This window comes from Archangium sp., assembly GCF_036388035.1.
In the GTDB taxonomy this organism is placed as follows: Bacteria; Myxococcota; Myxococcia; order Myxococcales; family Myxococcaceae; genus Archangium.
On the sequence record NZ_DASVSO010000218.1, the window covers coordinates 1 to 13,392 of the forward strand.

General features: G+C 71.2%; 12 protein-coding genes. 3 read left to right on the forward strand and 9 right to left on the reverse strand.

Annotated elements, in window-relative coordinates; all coding sequences use genetic code 11:
• Positions 1 to 417: hypothetical protein (locus tag VF697_RS09495; RefSeq protein ID WP_331093463.1), on the reverse strand; the 417-nt coding region annotated here is incomplete at its 3' end.
• An 89-nt stretch (positions 418 to 506) separates the two neighbouring features.
• Between VF697_RS09495 and VF697_RS09500 the strand changes: the two genes are divergently transcribed.
• A complete protein-coding gene (locus VF697_RS09500; protein WP_331093465.1) occupies positions 507 to 1,247 on the forward strand; it encodes a hypothetical protein in 741 nt (246 codons plus the stop codon).
• 7 nt (positions 1,248 to 1,254) lie between these two features.
• Here VF697_RS09500 and VF697_RS09505 read toward each other — a convergent pair whose 3' ends face one another.
• Positions 1,255 to 1,908, reverse strand: coding sequence for an MBL fold metallo-hydrolase (locus tag VF697_RS09505; protein WP_331093467.1), 654 nt, complete (start codon positions 1,906 to 1,908; stop codon positions 1,255 to 1,257).
• Between the two features lie 132 nt (positions 1,909 to 2,040).
• On the opposite strand from VF697_RS09505, the gene VF697_RS09510 reads away from it, so the two are divergent.
• The gene (locus VF697_RS09510; protein WP_331093469.1) at positions 2,041 to 3,720 is read left to right on the forward strand and encodes a lipase maturation factor family protein; all 1,680 of its coding nucleotides are present in this window, start codon (positions 2,041 to 2,043) and stop codon (positions 3,718 to 3,720) included.
• A gap of 4 nt (positions 3,721 to 3,724) precedes the next feature.
• On the opposite strand, the gene VF697_RS09515 is transcribed toward VF697_RS09510, so the two are convergent.
• A complete protein-coding gene (locus VF697_RS09515) occupies positions 3,725 to 4,489 on the reverse strand; it encodes a lysophospholipid acyltransferase family protein (RefSeq protein WP_331093470.1) in 765 nt (254 codons plus the stop codon).
• Positions 4,490 to 4,789: 300 nt separating this feature from the next.
• On the opposite strand from VF697_RS09515, the gene VF697_RS09520 reads away from it, so the two are divergent.
• Positions 4,790 to 5,638 carry an Ig-like domain-containing protein gene (locus VF697_RS09520; protein ID WP_331093472.1) on the forward strand — a complete coding sequence of 283 codons (849 nt, stop codon included), beginning with the start codon at positions 4,790 to 4,792 and terminating at the stop codon, positions 5,636 to 5,638.
• Positions 5,639 to 5,688: 50 nt separating this feature from the next.
• Here the strand turns inward: VF697_RS09520 and traB are convergent, their stop codons facing one another.
• The 6 genes from traB to VF697_RS09550 all read right to left on the reverse strand — a co-directional run.
• Positions 5,689 to 7,311 carry an outer membrane exchange protein TraB gene (gene traB / locus VF697_RS09525; RefSeq protein WP_331093475.1) on the reverse strand — a complete coding sequence of 541 codons (1,623 nt, stop codon included), beginning with the start codon at positions 7,309 to 7,311 and terminating at the stop codon, positions 5,689 to 5,691.
• On the reverse strand, positions 7,308 to 9,317 hold the full coding sequence (gene traA, locus VF697_RS09530; RefSeq protein WP_331093477.1) for an outer membrane exchange protein TraA: 2,010 nt from the start codon (positions 9,315 to 9,317) through the stop codon (positions 7,308 to 7,310). Before traA ends, traB begins: the two co-directional genes overlap by 4 nt.
• 135 nt (positions 9,318 to 9,452) lie before the next feature.
• Entirely contained in the window at positions 9,453 to 9,815 is a 363-nt protein-coding gene (locus VF697_RS09535; protein WP_331093479.1) for a helix-turn-helix transcriptional regulator, read from the reverse strand.
• 271 nt (positions 9,816 to 10,086) lie between these two features.
• The gene (locus VF697_RS09540) at positions 10,087 to 11,829 is read right to left on the reverse strand and encodes a GTPase (protein WP_331093485.1); all 1,743 of its coding nucleotides are present in this window, start codon (positions 11,827 to 11,829) and stop codon (positions 10,087 to 10,089) included.
• 104 nt (positions 11,830 to 11,933) lie between these two features.
• Entirely contained in the window at positions 11,934 to 12,164 is a 231-nt protein-coding gene (locus VF697_RS09545; RefSeq protein WP_331093481.1) for a hypothetical protein, read from the reverse strand.
• Between the two features lie 204 nt (positions 12,165 to 12,368).
• Positions 12,369 to 13,392 (reverse strand): serine/threonine-protein kinase (locus VF697_RS09550; RefSeq protein WP_331093483.1); only part of this gene is annotated, 1,024 nt, incomplete at its 5' end.

Here is a 13,392-nt window from a genome sequence, read left to right on the forward strand (position 1 = left end):
GCGCTTCTTCTCCTCCCAGCTGTCGCGCTCCAGCTCGTGACACGTGCGCGCCAGCGCGCCCACCCGGCGACTCCGCGCCCAGAAGTCGAGCTCCTCGGGGAGTTGCACGGCCAGTGTCCCGTCCACGGCGAAGAAGCTCCAGTCATCATCCTCGGGGCGCGCCAGCTTCTTGGGTGGCGAGCGGGTGAAGCGCGCGTCGCGTGGCCGGAGCAGCACCTCGGTCGCGACGGCATCTCGGACCCGGCGCTGGAGCTGCTCGCACGCGCGCTGGAGGAGGGGCAGCCCCTGGTCGAGGCCCTCGGCTTCGAGGGAGATGGAGAAGGACACGCGGAGCAGGTCCGGGCGCACGACGAGCTCGGCCCGGACGGGGGGCAGCTCATGGGGGCCGGAGTATTTCTCTTTGTAGGACAAGGACATGGCGGACGGCGAGCCTACCCGCTGGCAATCTGCGCGGCACGACCCGAGAGTCCCCCGGGTCGCCGTTTCCGTCCTCTGGAGCCCCACCCATGTCCCTGCGTCACCTCGTCTTCCCCGGCTGCTTCGTGCTCGTCTGTCTGTGGACCTCGTGCGGCGGTGGCTCCGTGTCCTCGGCGGTGGCCAGCTCCTCCTACGAGTCGGACACCGTCCCGGAGACGCCGACGACGGTGGAGGGGATGAAGGTGCGCCCGGACGTGCTGGTGATGTCGTTCGCCTTCCGGCAGGAGACGGAGGCGCTGGAGCAGGCGCTGCCGAAGCTGAAGGCGGCGGTGGACCAGTACGTGCGCGCCACGACGGAGGCCACGCGGGAGAGCAAGGTGGAAGTCTCGGTGAAGATGCGGGGCTTCGAGCGGGAGTACGGCAAGCGCATGGGGGGAGCGCAGGCGATGGCGCACGGCGTGCTGGAGGTGTCCCTGCCCGAGTCGCTGGACTTCTGGGGCCGCGCGACGCTGGTGGCGACGCTGGCACGGGTGGGAGGCGAGCTGGGAGCCGCCGCGGAGAAGGCGAACGCGGGGCTGCGCGTGACGTTCGGCTTTCCCGAGGCCCGGGTGAGGGACCCGGAGGCGCGCCGCGCCGAGCTGACGAAGCGCTGGGTGGAGCGAGCGCGGGGCTTCATGGCCCTGGCCCAGTCCGAGCGCGCCCCGCTCCAGGTGGTGGGCTGCGAGGCGCCCGGCGAGGTGAAGCAGCAGGAGGTGTCCGTGGACGAGGTGGTGCTGTCCCTGGAGGTGGGCTGCCGCCTGGACACCCTCGCGGGAGCGGGAGCGAAGTAGCGCGGGGCTAGAGGGGCTCGGAGGGGGTGGGGGCCTCGGTGTCCTCGTCCAGGGCGCGCCGGAGCGCGGAAGCGCCGTCCCGCAGGATGGGGCCGCCGTGCGCGAAGCAGAGCACCTCCACCGGCAGGTGGTCGAGGATGCGCTGGATGCTCCTCCGGGTGCGCCCGGGGTCGTCCTGGTACGCGTTCTCCACGAAGCGCGGCGTGCCGGCCTTCACATGGGTGAGGAGGTCCGAGAGGAAGATGACGCTCCGGGGCCGCTCCATCCAGAGGGCGTGCATGGACTCGACGGGGCCGGGCGTGTGGTAGGCCACGAGGCCGCCCGGGAGGCTGTTGCCCGCGACATAGGTGGCGTCCGGCGTGTCCTCCAACCCATGGGCGTCCTCGGGCGCCCACACAGGAGCGCCAAACAGCTTGCGGAAGTGCCACGCCGCGCGCTGGTGGTTGCCGGCGGTGAGCACGATGGCCTCCACCCGGCCCAGCTTGCTCAAGGCCTTCTCGTCGATGGGCAGTGGGTCGATCAGGGTGACGGCTCCGTCCTCGGCCACCACCGCGTAGGCATCGCTCTGCACGCCGCCGATGCGGTCATCCTTGACGGACCAGCGATGGACGCCGGGGACCACCTGCACCGTCCGGTGGGCTCGTTCCTTGGGCTCGCTCATGAGACAAAGCTAGGCACCTGTCCCCGGGGAGGATGGAGCCCGGCCGCTCGGGCCCTTCCGGGGCGAGGGGCGGGCCCCTCCCGGCATCGCGGCTGGGGCGCTCCCAGCTTCGAGGGAATGAGGAGGAGCCCCATGCGCGGTGTCAGCCCCAAAGGCGCCGAGGCCGTCTTCCGGATGCTCGGCTACTCGCCCTCCCGACGCTCCCGGAGGCGAGGGCGGCGAGGCAGGCTCCAGGGACTCGTCCAGGCGGCGCGGGTGGTGGCCGACCTGGGCATTCCGAGCTGGAAGCGGGTGGGGCGCATGGCGCGCTTCCTCCGGGAGCGCTCGGTGGCGCCGCCGCACCACCGGCTCGTGCGCCAGGTGTTCCTCCGGGCCCTGGGCGGCATCTACCTCATCGCCTTCACGTCGCTGGGGCGGCAGGTGCGGGGGCTCTACGGCTCGCGCGGCATCCTGCCCATGAAGGAGCTGTTCTCCTCCAAGCGGCTGGCGGCCCTGGGGCGCGAGCGCTTCCACCTGGTGCCCTCGCTCTTCTGGCTGGACTCCTCCGACGAGACGTTGGTGCGCGGCACGCGCGCGGGGCAGGTGCTGTCCGTGGCGGTGATGCTGGGCGTGGCGCCCCAGGTCTCGCTCGCGGCGCTGTGGGCCCTCTACCTCTCCTATACGTCTGCGGGGCGCGAGTTCCTCTCCTTCCAGTGGGACGTGTTGCTCACGGAGATGGGGCTGCTCGGCCTCCTCACCGCGCCAGCGGGGCTGAGGCCAGGGGCGGGCCGTCACGAGCCGTCCGCGGCGCAGGTGGCCTTGTGGCGCGCGCTCTTCTTCCGGCTCTACCTGGGCGCCGGAGTGGCCAAGCTGAAGTCCGGCGACCAGACGTGGCGCAAGCTCACCGCGCACAGCTACTACTACGAGACGGCGCCGCTGCCGACGAAGGCGGGCTGGCACGCGCACCAACTGCCGCCGAAGCTGCAGAAGTTCTCCACGCTGTCGACGCTGGTGGTGGAGACGGTGGCCCCGTTCCTCACCTTCGCCCCGAGGCGGGCGCGGCTGCTGGCCTTCGGTTTCTTCTCCGGGTTGCAGGGGCTCATCATGGCCACGGGCAACTACGGCTTTTTCAACGTGCAGTCGTTGGTGCTGGGCCTGTGGCTGCTGGATGACGAGTCCCTGCCGCGCTTCCTGTCGCGCTCGCGTCTCCCGCCCGCCGAGCCCCGGCCGGTGTGGCGCACCCTGGGGGCGTGGCTGCCCGCCGCGCCGCTGCTCGTCCTCGGCGCGAACGAGCTCCTGGCCCGCTTCGAGCGTCCCCGCGACCCACCCCGGTGGCTGGGCTGGCTGGAGATGCAGGCGCGCCCGCTGCGCATCGTGAATCCCTACGGCCTCTTCGCGGTGATGACGGTGCGCCGGCCGGAGATCTCCATCGAGGGCTCGGACGACGGTGAGACGTGGCGGGAGTACACCTTCCGCTACAAGGTGAGCGACCCGAACCGGGCGCCGAGGCAGGTGGCCCCGCACCAGCCCCGGCTGGACTGGCAGATGTGGTTCGCGGCCCTGGGCTCGCCGCCCTCGTGGCTGCTGGCCGTGGTGCTGCGGCTGTTCGAGGGCTCGCCGGACGTGCTGAAGCTCTTCGCGCGCAACCCCTTCCCGGAGCACCCGCCGCGCTACCTCCGGGCCGTCCTCTACGACTACCGGATGACGGACCGGGAGACGCACCGGAGCACGGGGGCATGGTGGCGCCGCGAGCGCCTGGGGCTCTACCTGCCGCCCTTGAGTCTCGCGCCGAGCGGGACGAATGCCCAGCTGCAGTGGCACGCCGGGGAGTGAGGGCTCAGGGGAGGGGCTCCGAGGGAGCCTCCGCCTCCAGGGGCGCCGGGCCCTCCACGTTGGCGTCGGGCTCGGGGAGGGCGTAGACGCCGCGGTACTCGGGGGGCAGCAGCTCCGCCACGCGCCGCATCATCGCGTCGGTGAGGGCCTGGCGGGTGTCCTCGGCTCCGGCCGTCTCGGGCTCGAGGTCCTCGATGCGGAACGGCTTGCCGAAGTGGACGGTGAGGTGGGCCCGGCGCACCTTCTCCCGGCCCATGTCCTGGTCGTCGATGGGCATGAACCGCTCCGTACCGGTGAGGGCCACGGGGATGATGGGGACGCCCGCCCGTTTGGCGATGAGGGCGACGCCCTTCTTGGCCTGGAGGAGCGCGCCCGTCCGGCTGCGACCGCCCTCGGGGAAGACGAGGACGGACTGGCCGCCCTTGAGCGTCTCCACCGCGCGCTTGAGGGACTCGATGTCCGCCGAGTTGGGGCGGATGAAGATGGTGTCCACGGCCTCGGTGCCCAGCCGGGTCATCACGGTGCCCTGGAGCTTGACGCCGGCCAGGAAGAAGACCCGGCGGGGCCGCAGGGCACGGTCGAGCGTGAACCCATCCGCGTTGGACAGGTGGTTGCAGATGAAGAGGCAGGGGGCATCGGGGAGGTTCTCCCGCCCGCTCACCTCCAGGGTGGTGCGGAGGTCCCAGACGGTGTCCATCAGCTTGCGGACGGCGGCCCGGCGAGGGCCTCGGGGCAGGAGGGACAGGAGCGTGAAGACGTTGTGAATCAAGGTCGGTCCCCCTGGCGCGAGTGAAGGGCGCGTCGACCCTTTGACCCTGAGCAGGCCCGGGCCCGGCGTCCACCCTCGTCGGCGGGGGAGGGCGTCGGAGCCGCTCGTCAGCCCCCCTGGCATGAAGGGCGCATCGGAGATTCCACGCCTCTTCCCGGTCGTGTCGGGTCCCCCGCGGAGCAGGCAGCCAGCCAGGGGCACGGGGCCGCAAATGATTGCGCCCGACCCGTCTCGAAATACATTCCGTCGCGCTTCCGTTTCGGAGGCACTCTCGTGCGCCCGTACGGTCCCCCTACCGCCGTGACTCCTCTGTTCCCTGCCCGCTCGCTGCTCCTGCTGTCCATCCTCGTGCTCGGGGCCTGCCGTTCCGCCCCGGAGTCGCTCACCCTCACCATGCCGGAGAACCGGCCGCTGCACGCCCACGGCGAGACGATGGTGGTGCAAGCCGTCGCGCTCGACGCGAAGGGCCAGCCGGTGGAGGACCCGAAGCTGCGCTGGGTGAGCTCGGCGCCGGATGTGGCGACGGTGGACAATGGCGTGGTGGTGGCGCGCCGGTCCGGCAAGGCCACCATCGCCGCGGCGGCGGGCAAGGCCCGGGCCTCGGTGGACGTGCAGGTGTCCATTCCCAGCCTGGTGGACATCCGCGTGGACGGGGCGGACTTCCTGCTGGCCGGCAACTCCATCGCCATCTCGGCGGTGGTGAAGAATGAGCTGGGCAAGCCGCTGGTGGACGTGCCGCCGGTGTGGAGCTCCAGCAACGAGTCCGTGGCGAAGGTGGAGAACGGGCGGCTGGTGGGCGTGGCGCCCGGCCGGGCCACCATCACGGCCATGGTGCCGCCGCTGAGCCGCAACCTCCAGGTGCAGGTGGTGCGCTCGGACTTCGCGCGGGTGGAGGTGGAGCCCACGCACCTCGTCTTCGCCAAGGTGGGGCAGCAGCTCCAACTGCGCGCGAAGACGTTCAACAACCGGAGCATCGCCCTCTCGGATGTGCCCGTCACCTGGTTCAGCTCGGACTGGTCGGTGGCGACGGTATCCCCCACCGGGCAGGTGACGGCGGTGGGGCCGGGGCGCACGGTGGTGACGGCTACCGCGGGCAAGCGCAAGGCGGCCGCCGAGGTCGTCTTCGACATCAAGACGGCGCAGCGCTGAGCGCGCCGTGAAGGCCGCGCGGAGCTTTCGCGGCAAGCCCCTTCCCTGAACTACGGCGTGGGCGCCGCGACCTTTCGGCCCTTGGTCTTGGTGGACTTGGGCGAGGGCAGCGCCTGCTCGGCGGCGGGGTCCGGCGGGCAGGGCGGCAGCGGACCCTCGACGGGCGGCTGGATGGTGAACTCGACGCGGCGGTTGAGCGCCATGCCCTCCTCGGTGTCGTTGCCGGCCAGGGGGCGGGTGCGGCCAAAGCCGGCCGAGCACACGCGCTCCACGGCGATGCCGCTGTCGAGCAGGAAGTTCATCACGCTCGCGGCGCGGCGGCGCGACAGGTCCAGGTTGTACGCATCGCTGGCGCGCGAGTCCGTGTGGCCCTCGACGAGCACGCGCTGGATTTCCAGGTGGCTGAGCATCACCTGGGCGACCTCGTCGAGGGTGTCGAAGGACTCGGAGAGGATGACGTCCTGGTCCGTGGCGAAGTGGACCTGCTCGAGGATGAGGATCTTGTTGCCCGCGATGCGCGCGAGCGGGCAGCCATCGCGGCCCTTGGGGCTGGACGGGTGCGCGGGGCAGCGGTCGAGGCGATCCACCACGGCATCGCCGTCCGTGTCCGTGTCGGGGCAGCCGCCGTTCTCCACGGGGCCGGCGACGCCGGGGCAGCGGTCTCCCTCGCCGATGACGGAGTCACCATCCGGGTCCACGGGCGGAGGAGGAGGCTCCGGAGGCTGCTTGAAGCGCTCGAGCGCCGCCCACTCGCGGGTCTTCCCAGGCACCCAGACGACGGAGGTGAAGAGGCGCAGGCTGGGGGCGGTGAGGGAGCAGCCGCAGCCGCCGCCCCCGCCGATGGTGAAGGTGAGGCCGGTGGAGCTGTACCAGCGCAGGCCGAGGAGGAGCTCGGCGGGAATCTGCTGAGTGCTGTTGGGCAGCTTGTCGAGCGGGGTGCTGCCGGAGAGCATGCCCACGGCGGTGATGCCGCGGCCGCGGAGGACGGGGACCTCGGCGCCGAGCCCGAAGGTGGCGGCGTTGCCCCACTGCACGCCAGCGAACTCGTGCTCGGGGCGCAGCCAGAGGCCGGTGTTGAGGGCCAGGAGGATGCCCGAGTCGAAGCGGTAGTCCATCACCAGGCCGGGCGTGTAGGTGACGTCGCCATCGCTGGCGAAGGCGTCCTGGATGCCGGTGGGCAGGCCGAGGCCGAAGGTGAGGGAGGCGCCCAGGCCCGAGGCCTCGGGGGCGCGGCGAAAACCGGGGATGGCGACCTTGGCGGTGAGGCGCAGGTCTCCGGGGACGAAGGACTGGACGAAGCCCTCGGTGCCAATGGCCTCGAGGTTGTCCGAGCCCTGGGCCAGCACCAGGGGCATGTCCACGCCGAGCTCCACCCAGTCGAGGAGCCCGACGGAGGCCATGACGTCGAGCTGGAGGCGGTTGCCCACCACGCTCAGGGCCTTGGAGTGGGTGCCAGCGGCGACGAGCACCAGCGGATCCAACGCGAAGTTGAGGAAGGCGCCGCCGGAGATGGACAGGTGCGAGAGGGGGCGGGACTGGCCAACGACGACGAGATCCTGGGGCGCTCCGAGCGGACGGAAGGCCTGCACGTCGAAGCGGGCGTCCTGGGCCGAGGCGGACCCGGCGGCGAGCCCCAGCGCGAGGCCGAGGACGATGGCTGCGGAGCGCTTCATGCTGCGCGGCGGGGGCGAAGGGCGAGGAAGGCGGCCACGAGAAGCAGCAGGGCGAGGCCGCCGGGGGTGCTGCCCGCGGTGGTACCGCAGCAGAAGGAGCCACCCTGGGGCTCGGTGCCGGGCTTGCGGCGGCCGCGCTCACACTGTTGGGTGGAGGCCGAGCAGTGCTGGACGCCGAGACAGTCGCTGCTCTCGTCGCAGGAGGTGGTGCAGATGTTGGTGGCGGTGTCGCAGGTGCCGCCGCAGGGGCAGTGGGCGTCGGCGAAGCACTCCACGCAGGAGTCGCCGTAGCACACCTTGCCCTCGTCGCACGTCACGGAGCAGGTGGAGGCGCTGCACGTGCGCGTCTTGGGGTCGCAGGTGCCGCCCGGGCCGCAGTCGGCGTCCTCGCGGCAGCCGGCGCAGGAGCTGCCCGCGGTGGTGCCGTCGGTGAGGCAGAAGGGCTGCTCGGTGGGGCAGGCCTCGCAGCGCGAGCCACACCGCTTGTCCGTGGTGCAGGAGGCGCACTCGCCGCTGAGACAGAACTTGCCGTCACCGCACTCGAGGTCGGAGCGGCACTCGACGCACACCTGTCCGTCCAGGCAGAAGGGGCGATCCGTGGGGCACTTGGCGCATTGGGCGCCGCAGCGCTCGGAGGTGTTGCACTCGGCGACCTTCTCCACGCAGCGGCCGTTGGCGAGGTCGCAGCGCTTGCCATCGGAGCACTCGGAGTCGTTGGTGCACTCCACGCAGGTGGGCGAGGCGCCGGGAGCGGGCGAGCCGCACTTGAGGCCGCCGGGGCAGCAGTTGCACGAGGCGCCCGCGCAGCTGTCATCGGTGGAGCAGGGCTGGCACGAGTTGTCGGCGCACACCTCGCCACGGGGACAGTGGGCGTCCGTGGTGCACTCGTGGCACTCGTTGTCGGTGCCGCAGTACTCGCCCTTGGGGCAGTTCGCGTCGGTCCGGCAGCCGCGGCACTCGTTGGTAGTCGAGTCGCAGCGGCCATTGGGGCACTGCGAATCGTCCGAGCACTGGACGCAGGTGAATGTGCCGTTGCGGTTGAGGCACAGCGGCGTGGAGGCACCGCATGGCGAGCAGCTCGGCCCGCAGAAGACAGCCGAGTCACAGGGGGCGCACAAGGCCGCCCCGTTGCAGTAGTAGCCCGAGTCGCACCCATTGTTGCCAGCGGTGTTCGCGTACTGGCGATTGCACTGCTGGCACTGATTTGGGTCCGGGTATGAGGGGCGACCGCTCTCCGTTTGGTAGAAGGAGGCGGGAGCAAGCAGCGTGAAGCCCGCGTCCCGAAGTTTGACGATTGGCGCCTGATTCGCCGACCGCTCGAAGTCACCGAACGTCCCGACCAAGATCGATATCTCAAGAGCGGCGTGGTCGCCTACTTCGGCATAGATGGCCTCGATCGAGTAGAGGCCCGGCTTCAAGAAGGTAACGCTATTGGTTGTGCGCCAGGTCGGGAACCCGAGCTCCGGTGGCCGGTTGATCACCGGGTAGATGCGAGAATTCCGGTCGTAGATGTTGAGCCCTACGGCGTCGTCGGCGTAGAGCCCGAAGTGGACCGGCAGGCCCACCATGCCCGCAGTGACGTTCAGGTAGCCGCGCAGGCGGGTGGCAAACGGGGTGTAGGAATCGTTGATGAAGAAGTCGCAGCCGCCGGTCTGGCATCCAGGGACGGCGTTTTCGTAGTCGCCGAAGCTCTGCTTCAATCCGGAAGTGTTGTTATTCGAGAGATCCAACGGCGTCCGAAGCACCGTCGTGACGCGGGCGTTGGGATTGGAGGCGTTGGGAGACGTCTCCAGAAATGCGTTCACCCCTCCAATAAAGGCGGTGTTGCTCTGAGGGAAGTCCGCTGACGGACTCGTCGAGATCCTCGACGCCGAGCACAGGCCCGTCCCGGGCTGACCCGGTGACGGAGCCACCGGGTCCCCGGTGATGACCTGCGTGGGGAGCTGCTCGGCGACGGCCGTTCCGGCCAGCCCTGCCAGCAGCATCGCCGCGAGGGCGACGGTCATTCTTCGGAAGAGGAGCACGGACACTGGCCGTAGGTTCCCCCGACCAACCTTTAAGGTCAAGTTCTGGTCGGGGAGACTGTGGGGGGTGGAACGGAAGTGTACCCCGGCTCCTGCCTCGGCCACTACGGGGGCCGCCTACTCCTTCTTGAGGGCGACAGCCACCCTGCCGAGCAACTTGATCTGCGAGGAGTCGAGCTGACGCAGGACCCGCAGCACCGCGCGGACCTCCGGCTTCTCGCCCTGCTCACCCGCCGGCTCCGCCAGCTTGAGCGTCCCATCCGGGCCCGCCAGCCCCAACAGCTCGTCCGCCGAAATGCGCAACGCCCGGCACAACCGCAGCAGTGTTGGAACGCTCGGCACCATGCCGCCGCGCTCGATCCTCCCGTAGACTTCCGTTACCAAGTCCACCATTTCCGCCACATCCGCCTGGGTGAGCTGCGCACGCAGACGGGCCGAACGAGCGGCTTCCCCAATCGTCTTCGCCAGTTTCTTGTCCATTCCTGAACCCACCCTACAGTGTAGGCAAGGCGGAATACGACGCATCAGGTTGTCGGAACAGGACTGTAAAGGTCACTTGTGCGACCCGATTTTTAAAGTCAGGTCGTCCTGTTGCCCTCTCAGGCGAGCCGGAAAACGCCCTCGCTCCCTCCCCATCCCCCCTGGTCCGTTCGCTCGCGACAACCATGTACGAAGCACGCCTACCCGCCGTCTGTGGTCCTCGAGTTGTTGTTGGACACAGCATGCACGGGGGGTCTGACACGGCGGGTGCTCAGCGCGAGAGCCGGGAGGTTGTCTCGGAAAGGGTGGAAGCGGTGCGTTCCCACTGCGTCACCTGCGCGTCGAGGTGGCCGAGCAGCCCCGTGAAGAAGCGCTGCTCCAGGGCCCGCGCGAGGGTAGCGCCGTGGGCATCGGCCCACTTGCGGATGACGCGCTCGCGCACGTCCGCGCCGAGCATGTCCACGAAGCGCTCCAGCAGGGGTGTGGACAGGAGCGTGCCGGCCCAGATGACGGCGTCGTGACCGAAGCCGCCGGTGGCCACCGTCACCGCCGCGGCGGCGCCCGAGGGCACGGAGTAGACGAGCGTGGTGAGGGCCTGCAGCACCTCCTCGCGCATGCCACCCTGGAGCTCCGTGGCCACCAGCCCCCGGCAGAAGCCGTAGAGGGTGGCCCGGTCCGCGGCGTGGGCGTGCAGGGCCTCGAAGCCGAGAGGCTCGTCCAGGCGCGACAGGGTGGCGGCCCCGAAGGTCTCGGAGAGCAGCTCGAGCGTCCGGGTGTCCCCGTGCCACGCGGCCACCTCCGGGGCGAACACCTCCACCATGCGCCGTACCCCATTGCGGAGGGTGTCCTCGGTGACTTGAACCACCGGAGCGGCGGTGGGCTCGGGGCCGGTGAAGGAGCGGCGCACCTGGCGCGAGACGAAGGTGAGCGCGGTGGCCAGACCCCGGAAGGGCAGGCGCACGTAGCGGTGGAAGGCGCTGCGCGCGTCGAGCTCGTCGCGGAAGGCCTCCACCAGCACGTCGGCGGGCACCGCCTTGAGGGCCGCGTGGCTGCCCACCGTGAGCAGCTCATGGCGCAGCCGCTGACGCAGCCGCTCGGGCTCATGCGCGGCGGTGGTGGCGGCGCGGGCCAGGTGCTCCATCTCGGCGCGCGCGTCTCGGAGTGAGGCGGCCAGGGCCTGGGCCTTGAGCGAGCGGGCGTGCTCGGCCTCGCCCAGCAGCGCGGCGAGCGAGGGGCCTTTGTCGAGCGGGTACGTGGCGAGGGGTTTCTCCCCGGCCTCCACCTCCGGCTGGTGCGGGGCGAGGTAGCGCGCCAGGGGCGGGTGGCCCACGTCCGAGGCGAGCTTCTCCAGGTGCCCGCGCGCCACCTCCTCGCGGGTGGACTCGTTGTAGACGAGGAGGTAGGGGCGCCCGTGGCCCACGGCGGCGCGCAGGAAGTCCACCAGCGCGGCGTTCTGGTACGTCTGCCGGCTGACGACGAAGGCGAGCACGTCCACGGTGACGAGCAGGGCCTCGGTGCGCTCGCGGTTGTCGCGGTAGACGCTGTCGAAGTCCGGCGTGTCCATCACCACCAGTCCCCGGGGCACCGCCTCGGCGAACACGAGGTAGAGGCGCCCGGAGGGCCCCGGCTGGTCCACCGGCGCGGCCTCGCCCGAGGACACGGGGACGATGTCGTAGCGGCGCGTGAGGAAGTCCTTGAGCGAGCCCGTCCAGGTGTCCGGGTGCGCGGCGGCGAGGCACTGCTTGGTGAGACCTCCCTCGGGGCGGGCGGGGGACAGGTGCGTGCCCACCAGGGCGTTGAAGAGGGTGGACTTGCCCACGTTGTTGGGTCCGGCGATGGCCACCAGCAGCAGCGGGGCGTCAGCGCCGCCGAGGCGGGGCAGCAGGTCGCGCCGCAGCCGCTCCAGCAGTCGGCGGGCGGTGTCCGCGTCGGGGGCCTCCGGGAAACGCTCGGGGGGCGGGAGGGCGTCGCGGGCGGACTCGAGGGCGGTGCGCAGTTGGGTGAGGTCGTTCATCCGAGCGCCCGAGGACAGCACGCGCCGGGCCGGATGCCCACGGGAGACGTGCCAGGTGTGTCGGCCCTGGACGGATGCGCCGGGTCTCACGGCCACCAACGAGGTCATTCATGACGAGGGTCCTTGCGTGAGGTGGGGCGCGAGGAGTCCGCCGTGTCGAGCCGGGGCCCCGTCTTCGCCATGTGCCGTACATCCCGCTCGAGCTGCTTCTGGAATCGCTCGGACTGGGCCCGGAGCCGACGGACCTCGCGAGCGACCTCGTCCTCCCGCGCGGCATGGGCGGCCGAGGTGAAGGTGAGGGAGACGAGCATGGCCAACGGAGCGATGCGCTTCATGGGGGTTCTCCTGGAGCCAGTTGCAGGGCTCGCGGGAGGGTCATTGCGATGGGCGTGCCAGGGGCACTTCCCTCGGAAGAGGGCGGGCGCATGGAGGGGCGCGGCCGTGGCGTTCCGCCGCACTGGCGGGCCTCGGAGGGCGGGTGCGGCATTTGGGGACTGGGGCGATCCGCCACGGTCCCGGCACTCGGCGGGTGAGAAGGCTCAGCGGCGCGAGCGCAGCGCGCGGCCCACCTTCCGGGCGAGGTCCATGGGGTCCATCGGCAGGGGCACGTAGTCGTACACGCCGCTCGCGACGGCACGGGACATCAACGAGAAGTCATCTCCGCTTCCACACAGCAGCACGGGCGGGGCCTGGGGCCGCGCGGCCAGGGTGCTCGCCAGCGCGAGTGCCTCCTCCTGCCGCTGGTGGTCCCGAGGCACCACCACCAGGGCGAACACTCCCTCCAGCGGGCCGTCCTCTCCGAGAGGCACCACGCGGTAGCCAGCCACGGAGAGCGCGGTGCTGATGCCGTGGGGGTTGGCCGGGCCGCCCGGTTCGATGACGGCCACGGGCCGGTCCGTCGGGGCCACGGGGGCGGGAGCGGGCGGTGCCTGGGCGCGCTCCTGCTTCTTGCCCTCACCGCGAGCGGGCGCCGGGGGCACCAGCGTCTCGCGCAGCCGGGCGGCCAGCTCCCGGGCACTCGCCGGACGCTGCCCCTTCGCCTTGTGGAGGCAGGCGAGCACCAGGGCCTCCAGCGCCTCGGGGATGGGGCGCTCGGGCATGAGCTGGCGCACGGGCGGAGGCGGCCGGTACATGTGGCCGCTCATCACCTCCACGGCGGGCGAGTCCCCGAAAGGGGGCCGGCCCACGAGCAGCTCGTGCAGCAGGCACCCCACGGAGTACAGGTCCGCGCGCCCGTCGAGGGGCTCTGCCCGGCAGTGCTCGGGGGCCATGTACGCGGGGGTACCGAGCACCTGTCCGCTCTCGGTGAGCCGGGGCTGCTGCGCGTCCTGGACGAGCGAGGCCAGCCCGAAGTCGAGCACCTTCGCCTTGGGGGCGGACAGCTCGCCCACCAGCATCACGTTGGAGGGCTTGAGGTCGCGGTGGACCATGCCCAGGGCGTGCGCGGCGTCGAGCACCTCCAGCACCTGCGCCGCGAGCTCCACGGCGGCGGGCACCTCCAGCAGCCCGTAGGTGTCCAGCACCTCGTCCAGCGGCACGCCGAAGACCCGCTCCATGGCGAGG

Coding starts and splice junctions, on each gene's coding strand:
- VF697_RS09540 (WP_331093485.1), bottom strand. CDS start 11,829: ATGAACGACCTCACCCAACTGCGCACCGCCCTCGAGTCCGCCCGCGAC.
- traB (WP_331093475.1), bottom strand. CDS start 7,311: ATGAAGCGCTCCGCAGCCATCGTCCTCGGCCTCGCGCTGGGGCTCGCC.
- traA (WP_331093477.1), bottom strand. CDS start 9,317: ATGACCGTCGCCCTCGCGGCGATGCTGCTGGCAGGGCTGGCCGGAACG.
- VF697_RS09500 (WP_331093465.1), top strand. CDS start 507: ATGTCCCTGCGTCACCTCGTCTTCCCCGGCTGCTTCGTGCTCGTCTGT.
- VF697_RS09510 (WP_331093469.1), top strand. CDS start 2,041: ATGCGCGGTGTCAGCCCCAAAGGCGCCGAGGCCGTCTTCCGGATGCTC.
- VF697_RS09545 (WP_331093481.1), bottom strand. CDS start 12,164: ATGAAGCGCATCGCTCCGTTGGCCATGCTCGTCTCCCTCACCTTCACC.
- VF697_RS09505 (WP_331093467.1), bottom strand. CDS start 1,908: ATGAGCGAGCCCAAGGAACGAGCCCACCGGACGGTGCAGGTGGTCCCC.
- VF697_RS09535 (WP_331093479.1), bottom strand. CDS start 9,815: ATGGACAAGAAACTGGCGAAGACGATTGGGGAAGCCGCTCGTTCGGCC.